Genomic DNA, 21,325 nt, shown 5'->3' on the forward strand with positions numbered 1-21,325 from the left:
CCCGTGCCGGGGGGGAGCCGGTGCCGGACAACGCGGCGGGACGCGGCGAATTGTGCTATCATGCCGGTAAACGAACCGATCGGATCGAACGAAAGGGGCGAGGCGATGAGACGGTGGATCGGACGACGGAACGGATGGGCGCTGATCCTGCTCGCGGCGGCGTTCCTGCTCGCCGCGACCGGGGTGAACGCCCAGGAGAAGAAGAAGGACGACGGCAAACGCGACCGCGAGGCGGAACGGCGAACAAAGCGCCAAACGAACGGGGAAGACGACCGCGCAGGCGGGGAGGCGACACGGCCGAACCGCACGGACGGCGACCGGGATGTCAGGCGGACGCCCGTCGGCCGCCCCGACCGCGACACCGAGCGCCGCAGGCGGAAGGAAACGCCGGCCCGCCCGGCGGGCGGCGCCGGCGATCCCCCGGCCTCCCCGGTTGATCCGTCCGCTCGCCCGGCCGGGCCCGCCGCGAACGATCCCCTGCCGCCGGCGCGGGATCTCCGGCGATGGCGGCGGAAGGATCCCGTCGTCCCGTCCGGCGAGGCCGGAACGAAGACGAAGGAGAACCCCGACGACCGGCGGCGGATCGTGGACCCTGACGGGTCGCGCCCCGTCGTGGTTTCGCCGCGAAGCGGGCGGATACCGGGCGAGTTGGGCGGCGGAGCGATCCCGGACGGCGGCGGAACGTACATCGACGCGATCACCGGTCCGGCCCCCCCCTTCCTCCCCGGCGGCATGATCGTCTGGGCGGAGGAGATGGACGACCCCTGGGCGATCACCCTCCCCGGCGGCACGATCCTCCCCGATCCAACCGACCGGGCGCTCGTCGAGGAGCTGCAACGGCTGGTCGACGAGGGGCGCGGAGACGAGCCGATCGTCTGCCTGCTCCAGACGGCGTGGCCGCTCGACTGGGACGAACGGGACGACCTCTTCGCGCGCGGCGTCGTCTTCTACCGCAAGCTGAACGATCGCGCCTTCATCGTCGACATCACCCCGGAGATCGTCCTCGAGGAGCTCGTTCCACGGGCCCTGTTCCGGTGGATCGGGTTGCACCTCCCCGGGTACAAGTATCCGCCTGTCGTTCCGATCGGCGGTGTCCGCGGCATGAGGGTCTGGTCGCTGAACGGCGACGACGGGGGGTTCCGCGAGGATCTCCGCGTCCTCGGCGCGTCGGTGGACGCCTACGACGGGGGCGTGTACGAGATCGAGGCGCCGCTCGATCTCCTGCCGGGGATCGCCGGGCTCTGGTGGGTCGAGATGATCCGGCCCCGTCCCGCCGGCGACTCCTGACGTTCGCCGGGCCGGGATCGCCGGGGCGCGTTTTTTCGTGGAACTCTCCGCGCGCGCTCACCTATAATACAGTACGCGGCCGGAAGGCCGCACCCGATCGCCCGCCCGATGCGGACGGGTCCGTGAGATCGGGTTTCTTTTTCTCGGACGAATAGCGAAGACGCCGGCCTGGCGAGCCGGCGGGAAGGGACAGGAGTGAACAGGAGACGACACATCGCGACGACGCTCGTCACGGGCCTGCTTCTTCTCGTCTTCCTCTCGGTTGCATGCCTGGCGAAGAAGGACGAGAAGCCGCCCGAGCTCTACATCGAGAAGCCGAGCGTCGACCTCGGCGAATTCATGGAAGGCGAGGACATCGAGTATACCTTCACGGTCAGCAACAGGGGGGAGGGCGAGCTGCACATCCTGAATGTGCGCCCTGGTTGAGGCTGCTCCGTGGCCGACTATGAAAAGGTCATCCTTCCCGGGCAGGAAGGAACGATAGGCATAAAGATCTACGGGCACAAGATCCATCCGGGACATTTCCGGAAAAGCTTCACGATCACGACGAACGACCCGACCAACCGGAAGATGATCGTGCACGTCGACGGCGACGTCACGAAGGTCTTCGACGTCACGAGGGATCTCTACCTCTCCGGCTTCGCCGACGAGACGCTCAGGCTGGAGACGGACGTGATCAGCCACCTCGACACGCCGATCAGGATCACCGGCTACCATTGGGCGGAGGGCAACCGCGACTCGGAGACCCTCGCGGACAAGCTCTCCGTGACGATCGAGGAGATCGAGGCGGGACGGCAGTACCGCGTCCGCCTCGCGACGAAGGTCGATCTCGAGGCGGGGCACCACTACGTGGGCGATCTCTATCTCGAGACGGATTTCCCGAAGCTCAAGGAGAAGAAGCTGAGCGTCCGGATGACGATCACCCCCGATGTCGAGGTCCATCCCAAGAACGTCATCATGCGCGAGATGCAGGTGCGCGAGGGGACGTCGAAGAGCTTCGACCGGGTGATCACGGTCATCGCCGCGCGCGCCGACTCCCTGAAGATCAGGGACATCATCGCCGACCGGGACGACATCAGCGTGAGCATCAAGGAGGTGCAGCCGGGCAAGTCCTTCCGCTGCACCGTGCGCGTGCGGCCCCCGAGCGAGCCCGGCAAGTACGTGGGCAACCTGCGCATCCTGACGAACTACCCGGGGTACGAGGAGATCCCCGTCAAGATCATGGGATCGGTGCGGATCACCTCCTCCGGCGATTGATGCCGCACGGCCGGCCGACGGATTCAAACGGGGGCGCCGTCGGGCGCCCCCGTTCATTGAAGGAGAAATAGCATGAGAAAAACGGTCATGATTCTGACCGCGCTCGCCCTCGGTTTCGCCGCCCTCGCCGGGCCGGCCGCCGCGCAGGAGAACGCGGCCGACGCCTACCGCGTTCTGCTCGACGATCTGCGGACGCTCAGCAAGAACTCGCCGGGCCAGGCATTCGTCGACGAGGCCGAGAAACGGCTCACCGCCTTCATCGAGCAGTGGCCCGATGCGCCCGAACGGGCCGGCGCGCTGCTCAACCTGGGACACCTCTACTCCAGGATGGGGCGGTCCGGGGAGGCCGTGACCGCGCTGGAGGCCTACTTCTCGATCGATGCCAGGCGCGATCCGAGCGAGGAGATCATGGCCCGGTACGTTCTCGCCTCCTCCTACATCGCCGTCGAGGAGTACGAGAAGGCCGAGCCGGCGCTCCGCATGATCGTGCGCGAGGGGACCGTCGCCAACCCGAAGATCGCCCAGGCGGCCGCGGCCGAGCTCGGGCGGATCGATACGCTCAAGAAACTGAAGATCGGGATGCCGGCGATCGATTTCACCGCCACGGCCTACAACGGCGGGAACGTCTCGCTGGCCGGTCTCCGCGGCTCGGTCGTCCTTCTCGATTTCTGGGCGTCCTGGTGCGCTCCCTGCCGCGCCGAGATGCCGAACGTCAAGAAGATCTACGAGGATTTCCACGACGGGGGATTCGAGATCCTCGGCATCTCCCTCGACCAGACCGAGGGGAAATTCAAGAGCTACGTCGACGAGCAGCAACTGCCCTGGCCGATGGTCTTCGACGGCAAGGGGTGGCAGGCCGAGATCGGCCGCACCTACGCGGTGAGCGCCATCCCGGCGACCTTCCTCATCGACCGCGCCGGCACGATCCGGTACAAGTCGGTTCGCGGCGAGGAGCTCCGCAGCGCCGTCGCGAAACTCCTCGCCGAATAGCCGGCGAGGCGCGGCCGATCCCGATGCCGGCACGCCCCGCGGCTGTCCGGCACGGGGGGATGTCGTCATTCCGCGTCCGTATCATGGACGCGGACATGTCGCGAAGAAATGCCGTCCGCAAAGGCCGAATGACGTTCTGCATATCGTGGCGAAGATTCGGTTTCCCTGAAAAATACCGCTTGACACCCCGCCGATGCCTGTGAATACAATACGGCCTGATTTTGCCCTCCGGGGGGGAACGGAAGTCAATTGAACGTTCGAAAGCCGTCGGCGAGCCCCGACGCCGGCTAACGCGGAACGGCAATATGCGCTTTATCGATGCGACGAATTTCGAGAGACTGCTGAAGAAGCTCTCCGGCGACGGAGAGCTTTATGTTCCTGTGCGGAACGAGGAGACCGGCAAGCTCCACCTCGAGCACGTCGAGGCATTTCCCCTGCCCGGGGAGATGACGCTCGAAGGCATCCGGACGGTCGAGCCGCTCAAGGGGATCGCGCAGCTGCTGCGGCGCCCCGTGGCGGAGTACCCGTCCCCGGACGTCGACGAGATCGAGGCGGCGAACGGGCCCGTGACGATCGTCGTCGGCGCGCGCGCCTGCGACATCGCCGCGCTCGAGCTCGTCGACAAGGTCCTCCTCGAGGGCGAGTTCGAGGATCCGTTCTATCGCGCGCGGCGCGAGAAAATGATCGTCATCGGCGCCGACTGCACCGGGTGCGGGGATTCCTGCTTCTGCAACCTCCTCGGCGCCGGGCCCTGGCCGAAAAGCGGGTTCGACCTCGCCGTGTCGAAGGTCGGCGGCGGGTATCTCGTCGAGAGCGGGTCCGATCGCGGAAAGACGATCGTCGAGGAGCACGGCGAGCTCTTCACCGAGCCGCGCGACGGGCAGAAGGAGGCGCGGGACGAGAAACGGAACGAGGTCGTCCGCCTCCTCGAGGAGCAGAACGGCGGCTATCCCGCCGCGGAGGGGCTTCCCGAGAAATTGCGCGCATCGCTGGCAAGCGAGGTCTGGAACGAGATCTCCGCGCGGTGCGTCGAGTGCGGCGCATGCACGAACATCTGCCCCACGTGCTATTGTTTCCTCCTCTACGACCAGAAATCCGGCGAGGAGACCGGCCAGCGGGTGATGACCTGGGATTCCTGCCAGGTCTCCGGGTACGCGCGCATGGCGGGGATGGGAACGCCGCGGCCGCGGCTGACCGATCGCGTCAAGCATCGCTTCTATCACAAGTACGACTATCTCGTGTTGAGTCACGGGGCGATCTACTGCACCGGATGCGGCCGGTGCATCGATACCTGCTCGGCCGGCATCGACATGCGCGATGCCTTCCGCCGGGTCGTCGCAACGGTCGCCGAGTAGAGGGAGCGTGGGATGAAGAACCCGTACTATCCCATCGACACCGTCGTCGAGGACATCATCACCGAGACCCCGACCATCAAGACATTCTGCCTGAAACCGGTCCGCCCGATCGAGTTCCGCGCCGGCCAGTTCATGCAGCTCACGGTCCCCGGGGTCGGCGAGGCGCCGTTCACTCCCTCCTCGGATCCGAACGTCTCCGAGCGGATGGAGATCACGATCCTGAAGACCGGCAAGATCACCGACGCGCTCCACGACCTCAAGCCCGGCGCCGCGGTCGGGCTCAGGGGGCCCTTCGGAAAGGGGTATCCCCTCGACCGGCTCGTCGGCAAGGAAGTGCTCGTCGTCGGCGGCGGCGTCGGGCTCGCGCCGTTGCGCGCGCTGATCTACGCCCTCTTCGACGACCCGTCGAGGTACGAGCGCATCTCGATCAAGTACGGGGCCCGCTGCCCCGAGGAGCTCTGCTTCCGACGCCAGTACGACGAGTGGTCCCGGATCGCGCCGAACGTCGATCTCACCGTCACGATCGACGTCCCCGCGCCCGCCTGGGACGGGCGCGTCGGCCTGGTGACGACCCTGCTCGACGACCTCGATATCAACCTCGACGAGAGCTACGCGCTGTCCTGCGGACCGGAGATCATGCTCAAGTTCGTCACCCTCAAACTGCTCGAGGTCGGATACAAGCCGCCGCAGATCTATCTCTCGATGAACCGGAAGATGTCATGCGGCATGGGCAAGTGCGGACGGTGCAACGTCGGCCATTACTATCTCTGCGTCGACGGACCCGACATGTGCTACGACAAGATCAAACACGTTCCGAACGTATTCGGCTAAACCAGGGCGAACGAGCCCGGGGACAGTACCCATGAGCGACCTACGAAACAACTGCTCCTTCTGTTCGCTGGCCTGCCCCCTCGTGCTGCGCGGCGGCGGGCGCGGCCCCCTCTTCACCGCCGAGTCGCTCCTCTCGCTCGACTGGGACGAGCGGGAGGACTCGAAGTACGGCGGCAGCCTCTGCGCCCGCGGCAATGCGGCGGTGGAGTTCCTGTCGCACCCGGAACGGCTGGGCGATTCCTTCGTTCTCGGCGAACGGTCCACCCGGGACGCGGCCGTCACCGAGACGGCGAAAAATCTCGCCGCGGTGATCGAGGAGGGCGGCCCCGACGACATCGGTATCCTGCTGGGCGAGAATCTCACCGTGGAGGAGGCCTCCCTCGCCGCGGCCCTCGCCCGGGGGATCGGCACGAAGAACATCGCGCTCTTCGCACCGGACGACGCGCCGCTCTTCCGCGCCTGGCTCGCGTGCGATCTCTCCGGCGTCAAGCCGGCGGGGACGAAGCCTCCCGGCGAGCGCCAGGTCGCGCTGATCGTCGGCGATTCCTTCTCCGAGCACCCCTGCACGGCCAAGCGGGTGCTGCCGGGCAAGTACGGCGCGCGGGGAAGCGAGGTCATCGTCGTGAGCCCCGAGGTCAACCACGCCGCGTGGTTCGCCAACAGGCATCTCCGCTGCGCGCCCGGAGGCGAGGCCGCGGTCACGCTCGGCCTCGTCAAGGCGGCGGCCGCGGCGAGCGGCGCCGCGCTCCCCGACGGGCTGGCCTCCTTCGTCGCCGGCGTCGACTGGAACGAGATCGAGCGCCTCGGCGGCGTCAAGAAGGACGACATCGAGGGAGCCGCCGCGGCGATGCTCGGCGCGGTGAGGGTGCGTTCCTTCGTCTCGAATATCTTCGGCAGGATGGGAGCCCCCGGGCTCGTCTCCCTCTTCACCGAGGCGGCCACGAGGCTCTGCCCGGGAACGGCCGTATTCGAGCCGCAGTTCGTCCAGCAGAACACGTGGGGGATCCACCGGGCGATCGCGGGCGCCGCCGCGCCGGACGTCATGAAGAAGCTCGGCGGGGCGGAGCTGAAGGCGCTCGTGCTGCTGGGGCTGGACCTCTTCTCGGTCTACCCGGCCGCGCCGGTGGAGAAGGCGCTCCGCGACAAGAAATTCACCGTCACGACGCAGCTCTTCTGGAACCAGACCGCGGCGCGCGCGACGGTGGTTCTGCCCGCCGCCGGTCTCATGGAGAAGACGGGGACGGTGCGGCCGACCTTCGATCCGAACGACGACTTCGTCCGCGGCGACGTGCTGCCCCCGCCGGGCGGCGCCGTCACCGACGCCGAGTTCATCCGCCTTCTCGCGGGGGAGATGGACGTCGACCTGAACGAGGCGGCCGAGGCCCCGGCGGCGAGAGCCGCCTCCTTCGCCGTCGTCGCCACGGACTGGAGCGCGTACACGAACCTGATGCGGGAGATCGATACGGCCGAGGTGGTGCTCATACCGTGGAGCGAGCCGGCGCACGCGGCCGACGGGTCGCTGAGCCGCCGGTTCCACTGGTCCACGGTCACCTGCCCCGGGCCCGTGCTGATGATATCCAACGAGTTCGCCGACGAGATGAAGCTGTCGTCTGGCGACAGCGTCACGGTTTCCTCGGAAGGCGGAGACGCGGTACTGCCGGTCGAAACGACGACCAAGCTCTGCGGCAAGGTCGTCGGCGCGACGATCCACTTTCCCTCCGTCCGCCGGCTGTTCCCGTGGCGGCTCGACGAGGGGAACGGGGAGATCCTCCTCGCGCCGGTGCCGGTGACCGTCGGACGCCAGGGTGAGAAGAGCTGAGTATGGAGAAGAGAGTCTACATCAATATGAACCTGTGCATCGGCTGCCGCGCCTGCGCCGCCGCCTGCGCGCAGGGGCATCACGACCAGGGGCTGCTCAAGCACGGCCACGTCGAGGAAGAGGCCCTCCTGCCGATGCACTGCCGTCACTGCGACACGCCGCTGTGTCTCGAGGTCTGCCCGCAGGAGGCGATCAAGAAGAAGGAGGACGGCACGATCATCCGCATGAGCCATCTCTGCATCGGCTGCAAGTCGTGCATCATGTCCTGCCCCTTCGGCGTGATGTTCATGCATTCCACGTGGCACGTCTCGCCGAAGTGCGATCTCTGCCACGACCGCGTCGCCGACGGGAAAACGCCCCGCTGCGTCGCGACCTGCACGTCCGGCGCGCTGGTCTTCGAGGAACTCGCGACCCTCGAGAAGATGCAGAAACGCGCGGTCGAGGGCGGACGGTATTTCACCCGCTTCATGCTCAAGCGATAGCGGAGAGGTCACATGGACGCTGCCAAGTACGTGCTCAACTACCTCGTGTTCCCGGGATTCCTCTTCTCGGCGATCGTCGGGCTGCTGACCACCTGGGTGGACCGGAAGGTCACGGCCCGCGTGCAGTGGCGGGTAGGCCCCCCGTGGTACCAGCCCTTCGCCGACACGGTGAAACTGATGGGCAAGGAGGTCGTCGTGCCCGCCGACGCGCGGCGCACGGGATTCCTCCTCATGCCCGTCGTCGGGCTCGCCGGCGCCACGCTCGCATCGACGATCCTGTGGATGGTCAATCTCTATCCCGGGGCCTCCTTCGTCGGCGACACGATCGTCGTGATCTACGTCATGACGATCCCGGCGATCTCGATGATCCTCGGCGGCAGCGCCTCGGGCAACCCCCTCGGCGTCCTCGGGGCGAGCCGCGAGATGAAACTGCTCTTCGCCTACGAGCTGCCCCTCGTCCTCGCCGTGCTGACCACGGTGTACAAGGCGGGAAGCTTCTCCTTCCAGGATATCGTCGCCTACCAGGACGCGAACGGGATCATGCTCGGATCCGTCTCGGGCGTCCTCGCCTTCATCGTGATGATCTTCTGCGCGCAGGCGAAGGCGACGATGCTCCCCTTCGACATCCCGGAGGCGGAGACCGAACTCGCCGGCGGCTCCCACATCGAGTATTCGGGAGCCCCGCTCGCGCTCGTTCGCCTGACGATGGCCATGATGCTCTTCGTGCTGCCGATATTCATCATCACCCTGTTCTGGGGCGGGATCGCCTTCGCCGGATGGCGCATCCTGACGTCGATCCTCAAGTACGTCGCGATCATCGTCATCATGGTGCTCATCAAGAACACGAACCCCCGCGTGAGGATCGACCAGGCGGTCCGGTTCTTCTGGGGTCCGATGTTCGTTTTGTCGGTCGTCGCCATGATCCTGGCCGTGCTGGGATACTAGGCCGCGGAGGAAATGCTGATATGTCCTTGGCGCTGAAAGCTCTCAAGAAATCGCCCTGGGTCTTCCACGTGAACACGGGGGCGTGCAACAACTGCGACATCGAGGTGCTCGACGCCCTCACGCCGCGTTTCGACGTGGAGCGGTTCGGCATCGTGCTCGTCGGGAGCATCCGGCACGCGGACGTGCTGCTGATCAGCGGCCCCGTCACCCGGAACGTGCTTCCGCGGCTGAAGCGCCTCTACGACCAGGCGCCGAGGCCGATCAAGGTGATCGTCATCGGCGCGTGCGGCTGCCGCTGCGGGATCTTCCGCGACGGGTACAACATCGTCGGGCCCGTCGACAAGCATATTCCCGTCGACGCGTACATCCCGGGCTGCCCGCCGAAACCGGAGACGATCATCGCCGGCGTCGTGAAGGTACTGAACACGCTCTGAACGCGGATCGGCAAAGGACGGAAAGAGAAGCAATGGAAAAAGAGGCACTGAAGAAGCGGATAGGCGACCGGTTCGGCGACAGCGTCCGGATCGAGGAGCGTTCGCCGGACCGCGTCTACGTCTGGGCGGAGAACGACATCTGGACCGATCTCGCCGGCTTCGTCTTCAACGACCTGGACTGCCGGTTCGACACGGGCGTGGCCGTCGACGACCGGGACGGCGTCGAGGTCATGTTCTTCTTCCCGGTCGACGCCGAGCACTACTATCTCACGGTCAAGACGTTCGCGCGCAAGCCGAAGCCCGAGCTCGAATCGATATCGAACCTGATACCGGGCGCGAAGTGGATCGAGCGGGAGATGTGGGAGATGTACGAGGTCTTCTTCCGGCATCACCCCGATCTCCGGCCGCTCCTGCGCGCCGACACCCGGCCCGACGATTTCTATCCCGCGCGGCGCGAGACCAAGGAATCGCTCGAATGCACCCGCGTTCGGGACGACGGGAAGGAGCGCGCCGACGAGATCGCAGGGCGGCCGCTGAAGGGCAAGAACCCCTGACACGCAGCAGAGAGGTGAGCTGGACATGGTGAAAAAGATCCCGATCGGCCCGTTCCATCCGATCCTCGAGGAACCGGAGTTCTTCGAGCTGCACGTGGACGGGGAGCGGGTCGTCGACATAGACATAACGATCGGATGGAGCCACCGCGGGATCGAGCTCCTCTCCGAGCACAAGACGTGGGACCAGGTGCCCTTCCTCGTCGAGCGCGTCTGCGGGATCTGCTCCTGCTCCCATCCCTACGCCTACGTCAAGGCGGTGGAGGACTGCGCCGGGATCGAGGTGCCGATCCGCGCGCAGTACATCCGCGCGATCATCGCCGAGCTGGAGCGGCTCCACAGCCACCTGCTCTGGACCGGGTTGGCGGGGCATTTCCTCGGCTACAACACGGTCTTCATGTGGACGTGGAAATACCGCGAGCCCCTCCTCGACATCCTCGAGGCGGTCACGGGCAACCGCAACCACTACGCGATGCTGCGGCCCGGCGGAGTGCGCCGCGACGTGCCGGCGGAGGAGATCCCGAACATCCTCACGATGCTGAACGAGCTCGAGAAGAAGAACGCGCTTCTCACCAACGCGATCGTCGACGACCCGGTCATCCACGCGCGCACGAAGAACGTCGGCATCCTTCCGCTCGACAAGTGCCGCGAGTACGGTGCGCTCGGTCCGACGGCCCGCGCCGGCGGCTACGACATCGATGCCCGGCGCGACCACCCGATCGACGTCTACGGCGAGCTGGATTTCGACGTCATCGTCTGCGAGAACGGGGACGTCTTCGACAAGGCCGTCGTCCGGCAGCGCGAGAATTTCGAGGCGATCAAGATCATCCGCCAGAGCCTGGAGAAGCTCAAGGCGCTGGGGGAGGGGCCGATCTGCACAGAGGTGCACGAGATCCCGCCCGGCGAGGGGATCGGCGTCTACGAGGCCCCGCGGGGCGAGGTGCTCCACTACGTCCGCTCGAACGGCGGGAACATGCCGATGCGGCACAAGATCCGGGCCCCGAGCTTCAACAACATCCTCACGAACGAGTACAGCGTCGTGGGGAACACCGTCGCGGACGCCGGGCTGATCACCGCCGCGGTCGATCCGTGCTACTCCTGCACCGAGCGGGTCGGCGTCGTCGACGCCTCCTCGGGCGACAGGAGCGTCCTGACCGAGGCCGATCTCATCCGGCTGTCGCAGGAGAAGACCGAACAGATCAGGAAACGGCTGTCCAGGAACAGAACAGGTCGACCCTCGGCCGACTGATGGAGCAGGATACATGAACGCACTTCTCTATCCCCTGGTTATCCCGGCCCTCGCGGGGATCGTCCCCCTCTTCGTGCCGCGGAAAGGCAAGGTGGTGGCCGGCCTGGTCGCTCTCGCCGCCGCGGTCTGGACGTTCCTCCTCTCGATCCGGCTCTTCGGCGTCGGGACGGGCGAGTTCGGCTTCACCCTCTTCGACTTCGGCGGTGGGCTCGCGCTCGATTTCGGTCTCCGGCTCTACAGCTTCAGCGCCGTCATCCTGCTCTTCGTCTCGCTCTTCGCCGTGCTGATCGTCCTCTACTCGATCGGCTACCTGTGGAAGCGCGACACGTCGAGCGCCTACTACTCCTTCATCCTCTGGACGCTCGCCGCCGCGGCGGGAGCCGTCCTCTCGGCGAACCTGCTGATGCTGCTGATCTTCTGGGAGATGCTCACGCTGCTCCTCTACCTGCTCGTCAACATGGGCGGCCCCGGGCACGAGGAAGCCGGGCTGAAGTGCTTCGCCGTCCTCGGCATCAGCGACGCCGCGCTCATGCTCGGCGTGCTGCTCGCCTGGTTCAACTACGGGACGCTCGACATGTCCCGGCTCGTCGTCTCCACGGCCACCCCGACCGGCGTCGCGATCTTCCTGCTCCTCTTCGCCGGCGCGATCGCCAAGGCCGGGGCGATGCCGCTGCACTCGTGGGTGCCCGCGATCGCGAAATCGACGCACGCCTCGGTGATGGCCTTCCTCCCGGCGGCCCTCGACAAACTCCTCGGCATCTACCTGCTGGCGAGGATCTCGCTCGACATCTGCCGCATCCAGGGCGGATCGGCGCTCTCGCTGGTGATGATGATCGTCGGCGCGGTCACGATCCTCTTCGCGGTCCTGATGGCCCTCGTCCAGCACGATCTCAAGAAGCTCCTCTCCTTCCACGCGGTGAGCCAGGTGGGCTACATGGTGCTCGGCGTGGGGAGCGGGATCCCCGTCGCGATCGTCGGCGGGCTCTTCCACATGCTGAACAACGCCGTCTACAAGAGCGGGCTCTTCCTCTCGGCGGGCGCGGTGGAGAAGCGCGCCGGAACGACCGAGCTGGACAAGCTCGGCGGCCTCGCCCGGCTGATGCCGGTGACCTTCGTCACCACGCTCGTCGCGGCCCTGTCGATCTCCGGCGTGCCGCCCTTCAACGGCTTCGCCTCGAAATGGCTCGTCTACCAGGGGATGCTCGAGGGACGGCAGATCGTCTTCCTCGTCGTCGCCATATTCGGTTCGGCCCTGACGCTCGCCTCCTTCGTCAAGGTCATCCACTCCCTCTTCCTCGGACGGCGACCGGAGCGGCTCGAGGGTGTGCGCGAGGTGGATTTCTCGATGCAGCTGCCGATGATCTTCCTCGCGATCCTCTGCGTCGCCTTCGGCGTGTTCGCCCGGTACCCGATCGAGCGCTTCATCGCGCCGGCCGTGGGAAGCACGGGGATCGTCTTCACCGGCGGGGAGATCGACGTCGCCGGCGGCCTCTGGAGCCCCGGCCCGGCCACGGTGATGATCGTGATCGGGGTCGTCGTCGGCCTCCTCCTCTACGCGTTGAGCAACATGCGCCACGTCCGCGTCGACGAGAATCCCTGGGTCGGCGGCAACATCATGGACCGGGAGGAGACGCGGATACCGGGAACGCATTTCTACAAGACCGTAACCGAGCTCAACCCCCTCTTCAGCGCGGGATTCCGCGACGGCGAGAAGGGGGCGCTCGATCCGTACAATGTCATCGGCAGGCTCGGGGGCGCCTTCGTCCAGGTGCTGCGGGGGCTTCACAACGGGATTCTCAGCACGTACCTGTCCTGGGCGATCATCGGGCTGGGAGTGATTGCGTTCATACTGATGTTCCACTTCTAGGGCAGGGAAAGGCGGAAGGATGGAGATCTTTCTCCTGTTATTGCTGGCGTTCATGATCATCGGGTCGCTCGTGGCGATCGAGACGAAGAACCTCCTTTCCTCGGTCATCTCGGTGGGCGTCGTCGGATTCAGTCTCAGCATCGCGTTCCTGATGCTCGGGGCCCCCGACATCGCGATCACGCAAGTGGTCGTCGAGATCCTGATCCTCGTGATCCTGATCCGCGCGACCATCACGACCGACAACACGGCGATCGAGGGCGGCAGGGACACCTTCCCCTTCGTCTCGAGCCTCATCTTCTTCGGGCTGTTTCTGATCTTCGCGTGGTTCGCCATCCAGGAGCTGCCCCGGTTCGGCGAGCCCCTCATGCGGGTCTCCGACCACTACCTCCGCACGGGGGCCGAGAAGACGGGCGCGACGAACATCGTGACGAGCGTCCTCCTCGATTTCCGGGGATACGACACGGTCGGCGAGGCGACGGTGCTCTTCACCTCGATCGTCGGCGCCTTCGTGATCCTGCGGCGGCGCGGGCGCAAGAAGGCCGGCGAGGAGGATCACGAGAAGTTCGGGATCCTCGAGGACGACGACATAAAGAAGACGTTCGAGGGCTTCTAGGGGGGAGCCGGCGATGGACAAGAACGAGCTGATCAACGACCAGACCAAGGGCATGACCCCCATCGTGAAGACGATCGTCCGTTTCGCCATGGGCATCATCGTGATCTTCGGCGCATACATCGTCCTCTACGGGCACCTGACCCCGGGGGGCGGGTTCGCCGGCGGGGTGATACTCGCCTGCGGCTACATCATCCTGACCCTCGCATTCGGCAAGGAGCTCGCCTTGGGGAAGCTGAGCAACACGGGGGCGTCGATCCTCGACAACTCCGGGGCCCTTCTCTTCGTCTCGATCGGGCTTCTCGGCTATCTCGGGGGCGTGTTCTTCCTGAACTTCCTCCCGAAGGGCAGGATGTTCGACCTGGTCAGCGCGGGGACGATCCCCCTGTGCAATATCGCCATCGGCCTGAAGGTGACCGCGTCGGTCTTCGCCGTGTTCATCGCGCTGTCGATCTTCGGCCGGTTCATCTACGAACAAATCGGGGAAGACCAGAACGAGGAGTGACGACGGATGATCCTGTACTTCCTTTCCCTGGTGTTGCTGGTGATGGGGCTCTACTGCCTCATCGCGAAGAAGAATATCGTGAAGAAGATCATCGGGATCACCATCACGGAGTACTCCATCAACCTCTTCCTCGTCCTGCTCGGGTACAGGCAGGGGGGCGTCGCGCCGATCCTGCTCAAGGGGATGAAGAGCGGCGAGATCGTCGAGCACGCGGTCGACCCGTTGCCGCAGGCGCTCGTGTTGACCTCCATCGTGATCGGGCTCGGCGTGCTCGCCCTGATGGTGTCGATGTGCCTGCGCATCTACGAGAAGTACAAGACGTTCGACATGTCAGAGATCAACAGGCTCAGGGGCTAGACAAGCCGGGGTGCACATGCAGGGATATTATCCGTTATTCACGGCGTTACCGCTCGCGGCGGCGTTCTTCAACCTCCTCGTGACGAAGATCAACCAGAAGTTCGCCGACGTCATCGCCTTCGTCGTGACCGGGGCGCTGGCCGTCATGGCGGTCCTCATGCTCTTCGAGCCGTCCTTCGTCTACCACGTCGGTGGGCACGACGCCCCCTGGGGCATCCTCCTCGTCAACGACGGCCTGAGCACGCTCATGCTGGTGGTGATCAACGTCATCGGCTTCCTCGCCATGATCTTCTCGCTCCGGTACATGACCACCTACACGGCCAAGCCGAAGTATTTCACGCTCTACATGCTGATGATCGCGGGGATGAACGGCGTCGTCATCACGGGCGACCTGTTCAACCTCTACGTCTTCCTCGAGATCGCGTCGATCGCCTCCTACGCCCTCGTCGGGTTCGGCACGGGGCGGCGGGAGCTCGAGGCCTCCTTCAAGTACCTGATCCTCGGGAGCGTCGCCTCGACGGCCGTCCTCTTCGGGATCGCCTTCATGTACTCGATGACCGGCACGCTGAACATGCCGGACATGGCGCAGCAGCTCGCCCTCGTGGGGATGAACCGGGCCGTGGCCTTCGTCATCGCCCTCTTCATCATGGGCTTCGGTTTGAAGGCCTCCACGGTGCCCTTCCACGCCTGGCTGCCCGACGCCCACCCGAGCGCGCCGGCGCCGATCTCCGCGATGCTCTCCGGGGTGCTGATCAAGGCGCTCGGGATCTACACGATCATGCGCGTCATGTTCCACGTCATCGGGCGGAACGCCCTCGTGGCCTCGATACTGATGTTCCTCGGGGCCCTCTCGATGGTCGTCGCCGGGCTCATCGCGATCGGCCAGAGCGATTTCAAGCGGATGCTCGCCTATTCGTCGATCAGCCAGATGGGATACGTGCTGATCGGCGTCGGCGTGGCGCTCAACCCCGCGGCGACGCCGGTCGTCGCCGCCTTCGGGCTCGTCGGCGGGCTCTTCCACCTCGTCAACCACGCCGTCTTCAAGTCGCTCCTCTTCCTCGCTTCCGGCGCCGTCGAATACTGCACCGGCACGAGAGACCTGCACAAGCTCGGCGGGCTCATCAGGAAGATGCCGGTCACCGGCGTCGCGACGGCCATCGGCTCGATGTCGATCGCCGGGCTGCCGCCCTTCAACGGGTTCGTCTCGAAACTCCTGATCTTCATCGCCCTTTTCAAGGGCGGATACATGATCTACGGCATCGTCGCCGTGGCCGTGGGGTTCGTGACCCTGTTCTACTTCCTCAAGCTGCAGCGCGACGTGCTCTTCGGCTCGTTGCCGGCCGCCCTCGCCTCGGTGCGGGAAGCGCCCTTCGCCATGACGCTGCCGCTCGTCATCCTCGCGCTTCTCTGCCTCGCGATGGGAGTGGGATACACGTTCGTCGACTCGCATATGCTCCAGGCGGCCAAGGACGCCCTCCTGGACCAGGTGGCGTACATCAACCTCTTGTAAGGGGCCGGAAAAGGGAAAAGGGAGAAGATGAAACGCATCATTCACTTTATCATCCTGATGATCGTCTGGCTGCTGCTGACCTGGTCGCTCCAGTGGCAGGAAGTGCTCGTCGGCGTTGTCGTCTGCCTGCTCGCCGAGCTGCTGCTCGGTGACATCTTCCCCCACGGCGCGGTCTACATCTTCAGCCCCGTGCGGCTCTTCTGGATGATCGTCTACACCGTCGTCTTCATCGCCTTCGTCGTCAGGGCGAATTTCGACGTGGCCTACCGCGTGCTGAACATCTACATGCCGATCCGGCCGGGCATCGTGAAGGTGCGGACGGCGCTCAAGACCGACATGGCGAGGACCTTCCTCGCCAACTCGATCACGCTCACGCCGGGAACGCTCAGCGTCGACATGATCGACGACCATCTCTACGTGCACTGGATCAACATCACATCCGAGGATCCCGAGAAGGAGACGGAGATCATCGTGCGGCGGTTCGAGAAGCTGCTAGAAAGGGTGTTCGAGTAGTGAACGCAATTATCGCGCTATTGATTCTGTGCATCTTCCTGTGCATGTACCGGGTCGGGAAGGGCCCGACCGCGCCGGACCGGACGGTCGCGATCGACATTCTCGGCACGCTGGTGGTGGGGTTCTGCGCCCTCTACACCATCATCACGGGGAAGGACCTCTACATGAACATCGGCATCTCGTGGGCGCTGCTCAGCTTCATCGGCACCCTCGCCCTGGCCAAGTATCTCGAAGGGAGGGGTTTCGATGAGTGAGACGATCGGACTGATACTGCTCATCGTGGGCATCTCCTTCGACGTCGTCGGGTGCATCGGGCTGGTGCGGCTCCCCGACATCTACAACCGCCTCCAGGCGGCGACGAAATGCGTCACGCTCGGCACCTGCATGATCCTGTTGAGCGTCCCCTTCTACACGGGATTCAACTCGATGGGCATGAAGGCGCTGCTGTGCATCTGGTTCGTGCTGCTGACATCGCCGACGGGGGCGCACGCCATCGCGCGCGCCGCCCACCGCTCGGGGATCCGCCTCTGGGAGGGCAGCGTCATGGACAAGTACGCGGAGGACCGCGAGGGCGCCGAGGACAATTGACGATCACGTAACGACACCGGGGGTTCAGACCGGCCATGCGGAAACCGAAACTCAGAGAGCTGAAGGAGGCCCTGAACGCACTGTTCACGGGCCCGTACACGAGCAAGTTCCCCAAGGTGGCGCCGACGGTCCCCGCTCATTTCCGGGGCACGCCCACGTACGTCCCCGACGAGTGCGTCGGCTGCGGCGCGTGCGGCCAGGTCTGCCCCGCCGGCGCGATCGAGATCGCCGACGAGTTCAGCGAGGAGAAGGGCCGGCTCGTCCGCCGGATCACGCGCGACTGGGGCAAGTGCATCTTCTGCTCCCAGTGCTTCGTCTACTGCATCACGAAGAAGGGGATCGAGCTCGATCCCGACTTCGAGAAGTCGACGCTCGACCCGGCGACCAACATCAACGAGCACGAGAAGGAGCTTCTCTTCTGCGAGAAGTGCGGGGGCGTGATCACCGCTGTCGACCACGTGACGTGGATGGCGCGCAGGCTCGGCGAGCTCGCCTTCGCCAACCAGACCTTCATGGTGGCGAAGATGGGCGAGCTGAAGCTGGTCGAGGAGACGGCGCCCCGCGAGGCCGAACGCGGTCTCGAACGGCAGGACTTCATCCGTATCCTCTGCCCGAACTGCCGCGCCTCCTACATCCTCACCGACGAGTGGGGACAGAGCTGACGAGGGGAAGAGACGGACATGCGACGGGGCCCCCGCCGGGGGGCCTTTTTTTTCGGGACGCCGGCCAACCCCGACCGCGGGACGCCGGCCGGACGAAAGGGCGAGGATCGATGACGGACGAGGCCGGAAAGATCGTCGAACGGCTCCGCGGCAGGCGCTTCGGCGTCGTCTGCGTGGGAAACGATTTCCGGGGTGACGACGGGGCCGGTCCGGCCCTCGCCGCCGTGCTGGCCGGGCGGAAGATCGCCGCGCCGGTCGTCGACGCGACGGAGGTCCCGGAGAACTACGGCGGCTGGCCGGCGAAGGAGGGGCTCGAGAGCGTCCTCTTCGTCGACGCCGTCGAGATGGGAGCCGAGCCGGGCGTCTTCCAAATCATCCCCCTCGGGAAGCTGATGGTCTCGGCGAGCAGCACCCACCGCCTCTCGCTCCACTTCACGATCCGCTTTCTCGAGAACGACTGGGACGGCGACGCCTTCCTCGTGGGCGTGCAGCCGAAGTCGATCGAGCTGGACGCCGGCCTCTCCGACGAGGTCCGCGCCGGCGTCGAAGCCCTCGCCGACGCGATCGAGCGGGCGGCGGGGGCGCCCTGAGGCGCCCCCGAATTTCCGCAGAAACCTCCTAGCGCAAGAGAACCATCTTCCGTGACTGCTCGAAAAATGCCGTCTTGACGCGGTAGAAGTAGACACCGCTCGCGACGCGCGAGCCGCGATCGTCCGTGCCGTCCCAGACGACCGAGTACCGCGCGGCGGGGCGATGCTCGTTTACGAGGGTGCGCACGAGTGCGCCGGTCACGTCGTAGACGGCGAGGACGACGCGCGCGTCCCGGTCGATCGAGAAGGCGATGCAGGTCGTCGGGTTGAAGGGATTGGGGTAGGCGGCGCCGAGCGCGTTCCTTGCGGGCGGAACGTCGTCGACGACGCCGGCGACCTCGACGGACAGGATCGAGCCGTCGGCGGCGAGCGCCTCGCCGAAGAGGCACGCGACCCCGTCGGGATCGGCCGCGCCGACGACGTCGAAGACCATCGTGCCGAGCTCGATCTCGCCGCCCTCCGCGTTGTCGAGCGAGAAGGCGGAGAGGAGGATCAGGTCCCGTCCGTGGTTACGGACCGGCGTGGCCACTGAGGCCACGGCGCAGGACGGATTCGGCTCCCAGGCGGCGAAGCGGACGGCGCCGGTTGATCCGTCGAACCCAAGGGTCGCTACCGGGATCGCCGTACGCGGCGCGAGACGCACGGTGACGCAGAGCCGGTCGCCGATGCGCCGCGTCGCGAGACGGGCCCCGGCGGCGGCGCGGCCGTTCGTCGCGAGATAGAGCGGCGCGGGAGCGTAAATCGGCAGGCCGTGGTAGTAGTGCTCTCCCATGAAGGAGTAGTCGGACAGGTTCGTCCTGTCGTCGCCGTTGAAGTCGAAGTAGTCGTTGTAGCCGGCGTCGCCCCGCTGCTTGTTGTAGGTTTCGCCGAAGAAGGAGATGTCGCTCAGGTTGACCGTGCCGTCCGCGTTGTAGTCGGGGCTCTTGACGACGATGCCGCCGGCGTGCCCGAGCACGAATTCCCGGAAGCGGACGAGGAGCGAATCGGCCGCGCAGTCGTCGCCCGGCCCGGGGGTGTCGACGCTGGAGCAGGAATCGGAGAGGGTCGTCTCCCAGCCGTTGCCGGACGTGGCCGTCGAATCGGCGTGGACCGGATCGAGCCAGAAGACGTAGCGGCCCCCGGCCGAGCATGTCGCCATCGTCAGGTCACCGGCGACCAGGGGGCCCTCCATGTCGCCGTCGAGGAGATCGACGCCCACGACGAAGCGGTCCCAGTCGCCGCCGGGGCACCCGCACATGAAGGTGTCGCCGTCTGCGGCGACGGTGCCGGCGTCGCGTTCGTATTCCGCCCACAGGTCGCAGGCGGGCACGTACTGCAGCGAGGGGTGGGCGAGGCGCTGTGCGTAGACGTCATAGTTGCCGTTCCGGAAGTCGTACCAGGCGACGATGCCCCCATCGGTGAGGATCGGATGATGCTGCTCGCCGTTCGAGGAGCAGATCGCAACGCCGTTCGCCGTCCATGCGGCCTGGCCGCAGCGATCGAGCCGCTGTGCATAGATGGCGTCGGTGCTCCGCCCGTCGCACCACGCGACGACGACGCCGCCGCGGCCATCGGGCGCGACGCAGGGATGCGGGCAATCGGATTCGTACGCGCAGACGACGACGCCGTTCGCGCCCCACGCGCGCGTGCCGTCGCAGCGCACGCGGCTCGCGAGGACCTCGCCGCCGTCCGGGACGGCGATGATGACGCCGCAGGAGTCGTCGGTCGACACCGAGTACTCGCTGTAGTAATCGAGGTCGGTGATGGCGAGGGTCGGCGTCGCCTCGACGCCGTTGCTCGCCCACAGCCGCGTGCCGTCAGCGTCGTAGCGCTGGGCGTAGATCTCCGCCTCGTCGGGATTGGGGTCGTAGTCGTGGTTTCTCGCATCGTACCAGGTGACGATGCAACCGCCGGCGCCGTCGGCGATGATCCGGGGCTGGAACTGGAGGCTGTCCGCGTCGCAGACCGTCCGGGCGCCGCCGAACCACGAGCTGCCGCCGTCGCGGTCGAGCGCGTAGAGCATGATGTCGCCGTTCTGATTGGCGTACGCGATGAACGCGCCGCCCTCGCCATCGGCGACCATCTCGTAGTTGTAATCGCCCTCGTACGCGTTGCTGACCACCACGGCGTTTTCCCAGAGAGGTTCGCCGTCGGGGCCGATCCGCTGCGCCAGGAGGTTCGCGTCCTGGAAGAGGACGATCGCGCCGCCGTTCCAGTCGGAGACGATGCGCGGAAAGAGAGGGCTCCCGTAGCTCTCGTACACGAGCTCGCCCCCGCTCGTCCATACCTCGTTGCCGTCAGCATCGATCCGCTGGGCATAGACGTCGCATGGCGACTGGGTGTCCGCGTTCATCGTCCAGACGACGATCACGCCGCCCTCGCCGTCGGCGGCGAGGCGCAGGTGGCCCCAGGCGAGCGTCGGCGCGTTGCCGCTCTTGACGGCGACGCCGTTCGAGGTCCACTGGACCGCGCCCGACGAATCGATCTTCTGGACGTAGTACTCGGGGTAGTCGTACCCGGCGCGCTCGTCCATCCACCCGATGAACGCGCCCCCGCGACCGTCGCGCAGGACGTGCCGGCACAGCTGGCGGCCGGTCGACGTGCAGACGGCGACGCCGTTCACCGACCACTCGATCTCGCTCGCCACGGCCGCGGCCGCGGCGAGGATCGAGACGCCCAAAAAGAGGAGAAGACAGGATGCGGAAAAGGATCTCATGAACAGACCTCCACGGTTGCGGCGCACTCGCGCCGATACCCTTCGCCCGGAATACGCTTTCGGGCGCGTACGCGTGCGGCCGACGAACCCCCATCGGGCCGCCTCGTGCGCGCTGGACACGTTCCCGCGCGCTCGTCGGCATGGCCGGCGGCCGCACCGCGATCGGATTGAAACGGAGTGCGATACTGGACGTTGCCCCTGAACCCGTCTTCCACTATACGTGCTTCG

23 protein-coding genes are annotated in these 21,325 nt (G+C 66.1%); 22 read left to right on the top strand and 1 reads right to left on the bottom strand.

The features are described from left to right. The first annotated feature begins 105 nt into the window (after window positions 1–105). The 22 genes from JW876_01715 (at window position 106) to JW876_01820 (ending at window position 18,402) form a co-directional block, all read left to right on the top strand. Entirely contained in the window at window positions 106–1,287 is a 1,182-nt protein-coding gene (locus JW876_01715; protein ID MBN1884225.1) for a hypothetical protein, read from the top strand. Window positions 1,288–1,482: 195 nt separating this feature from the next. After that, window positions 1,483–1,713 carry a hypothetical protein gene (locus JW876_01720; protein ID MBN1884226.1) on the top strand — a complete coding sequence of 77 codons (231 nt, stop codon included), beginning with the start codon at window positions 1,483–1,485 and terminating at the stop codon, window positions 1,711–1,713. A gap of 9 nt (window positions 1,714–1,722) precedes the next feature. Continuing rightward, on the top strand, window positions 1,723–2,544 hold the full coding sequence (locus tag JW876_01725) for a hypothetical protein (protein MBN1884227.1): 822 nt from the start codon (window positions 1,723–1,725) through the stop codon (window positions 2,542–2,544). A 72-nt stretch (window positions 2,545–2,616) separates the two neighbouring features. After that, on the top strand, window positions 2,617–3,534 hold the full coding sequence (locus tag JW876_01730) for a redoxin domain-containing protein (GenBank protein MBN1884228.1): 918 nt from the start codon (window positions 2,617–2,619) through the stop codon (window positions 3,532–3,534). 305 nt (window positions 3,535–3,839) lie between these two features. Next, window positions 3,840–4,889, top strand: a complete 1,050-nt coding sequence (locus JW876_01735) for a 4Fe-4S dicluster domain-containing protein (GenBank protein MBN1884229.1) — start codon at window positions 3,840–3,842, stop codon at window positions 4,887–4,889. Window positions 4,890–4,901: 12 nt separating this feature from the next. Then, window positions 4,902–5,720, top strand: a complete 819-nt coding sequence (locus JW876_01740) for an FAD/NAD(P)-binding protein (protein MBN1884230.1) — start codon at window positions 4,902–4,904, stop codon at window positions 5,718–5,720. 31 nt (window positions 5,721–5,751) lie between these two features. After that, window positions 5,752–7,539, top strand: coding sequence for a molybdopterin-dependent oxidoreductase (locus JW876_01745; GenBank protein MBN1884231.1), 1,788 nt, complete (start codon window positions 5,752–5,754; stop codon window positions 7,537–7,539). Between the two features lie 2 nt (window positions 7,540–7,541). Next, window positions 7,542–8,021, top strand: a complete 480-nt coding sequence (locus JW876_01750) for a 4Fe-4S dicluster domain-containing protein (GenBank protein ID MBN1884232.1) — start codon at window positions 7,542–7,544, stop codon at window positions 8,019–8,021. A 12-nt stretch (window positions 8,022–8,033) separates the two neighbouring features. After that, window positions 8,034–8,966 (top strand): NADH-quinone oxidoreductase subunit H, encoded by a 933-nt coding sequence (locus JW876_01755; protein ID MBN1884233.1) that lies wholly within the window; start codon window positions 8,034–8,036, stop codon window positions 8,964–8,966. 20 nt (window positions 8,967–8,986) lie between these two features. After that, window positions 8,987–9,400 (top strand): NADH-quinone oxidoreductase subunit B family protein, encoded by a 414-nt coding sequence (locus JW876_01760; GenBank protein ID MBN1884234.1) that lies wholly within the window; start codon window positions 8,987–8,989, stop codon window positions 9,398–9,400. A gap of 32 nt (window positions 9,401–9,432) precedes the next feature. Beyond that, entirely contained in the window at window positions 9,433–9,954 is a 522-nt protein-coding gene (locus tag JW876_01765) for an NADH-quinone oxidoreductase subunit C (GenBank protein MBN1884235.1), read from the top strand. A gap of 25 nt (window positions 9,955–9,979) precedes the next feature. Beyond that, window positions 9,980–11,200 carry a nickel-dependent hydrogenase large subunit gene (locus tag JW876_01770; protein ID MBN1884236.1) on the top strand — a complete coding sequence of 407 codons (1,221 nt, stop codon included), beginning with the start codon at window positions 9,980–9,982 and terminating at the stop codon, window positions 11,198–11,200. A 13-nt stretch (window positions 11,201–11,213) separates the two neighbouring features. Further along, window positions 11,214–13,067 (top strand): hypothetical protein, encoded by a 1,854-nt coding sequence (locus tag JW876_01775; GenBank protein ID MBN1884237.1) that lies wholly within the window; start codon window positions 11,214–11,216, stop codon window positions 13,065–13,067. 19 nt (window positions 13,068–13,086) lie between these two features. After that, a complete protein-coding gene (locus tag JW876_01780) occupies window positions 13,087–13,680 on the top strand; it encodes a DUF4040 domain-containing protein (GenBank protein MBN1884238.1) in 594 nt (197 codons plus the stop codon). A 13-nt stretch (window positions 13,681–13,693) separates the two neighbouring features. Next, window positions 13,694–14,182 (top strand): hypothetical protein, encoded by a 489-nt coding sequence (locus tag JW876_01785; GenBank protein ID MBN1884239.1) that lies wholly within the window; start codon window positions 13,694–13,696, stop codon window positions 14,180–14,182. A gap of 6 nt (window positions 14,183–14,188) precedes the next feature. Next, window positions 14,189–14,539, top strand: coding sequence for an NADH-quinone oxidoreductase subunit K (locus JW876_01790; protein ID MBN1884240.1), 351 nt, complete (start codon window positions 14,189–14,191; stop codon window positions 14,537–14,539). 16 nt (window positions 14,540–14,555) lie between these two features. Next, entirely contained in the window at window positions 14,556–16,049 is a 1,494-nt protein-coding gene (locus JW876_01795) for an NADH/ubiquinone/plastoquinone (complex I) (protein MBN1884241.1), read from the top strand. A 27-nt stretch (window positions 16,050–16,076) separates the two neighbouring features. After that, window positions 16,077–16,562 carry a Na+/H+ antiporter subunit E gene (locus JW876_01800; GenBank protein MBN1884242.1) on the top strand — a complete coding sequence of 162 codons (486 nt, stop codon included), beginning with the start codon at window positions 16,077–16,079 and terminating at the stop codon, window positions 16,560–16,562. Further along, window positions 16,562–16,816 (top strand): cation:proton antiporter, encoded by a 255-nt coding sequence (locus tag JW876_01805; GenBank protein MBN1884243.1) that lies wholly within the window; start codon window positions 16,562–16,564, stop codon window positions 16,814–16,816. The genes JW876_01800 and JW876_01805 overlap by 1 nt, the downstream gene beginning before the upstream one ends. Beyond that, window positions 16,809–17,150, top strand: a complete 342-nt coding sequence (locus JW876_01810) for a Na+/H+ antiporter subunit G (protein ID MBN1884244.1) — start codon at window positions 16,809–16,811, stop codon at window positions 17,148–17,150. Before JW876_01805 ends, JW876_01810 begins: the two co-directional genes overlap by 8 nt. 35 nt (window positions 17,151–17,185) lie before the next feature. Next, on the top strand, window positions 17,186–17,812 hold the full coding sequence (locus JW876_01815) for a 4Fe-4S dicluster domain-containing protein (protein MBN1884245.1): 627 nt from the start codon (window positions 17,186–17,188) through the stop codon (window positions 17,810–17,812). A 110-nt stretch (window positions 17,813–17,922) separates the two neighbouring features. After that, window positions 17,923–18,402, top strand: a complete 480-nt coding sequence (locus tag JW876_01820) for a hydrogenase maturation protease (protein ID MBN1884246.1) — start codon at window positions 17,923–17,925, stop codon at window positions 18,400–18,402. A 28-nt stretch (window positions 18,403–18,430) separates the two neighbouring features. On the opposite strand, the gene JW876_01825 is transcribed toward JW876_01820, so the two are convergent. Continuing rightward, the gene (locus tag JW876_01825) at window positions 18,431–21,097 is read right to left on the bottom strand and encodes a T9SS type A sorting domain-containing protein (GenBank protein MBN1884247.1); all 2,667 of its coding nucleotides are present in this window, start codon (window positions 21,095–21,097) and stop codon (window positions 18,431–18,433) included. Window positions 21,098–21,325 lie beyond the last annotated feature (228 nt).

It is taken from the genome of Candidatus Krumholzibacteriota bacterium (assembly GCA_016931295.1).
GTDB lineage: Bacteria > Krumholzibacteriota > Krumholzibacteriia > Krumholzibacteriales > Krumholzibacteriaceae > JAFGEZ01.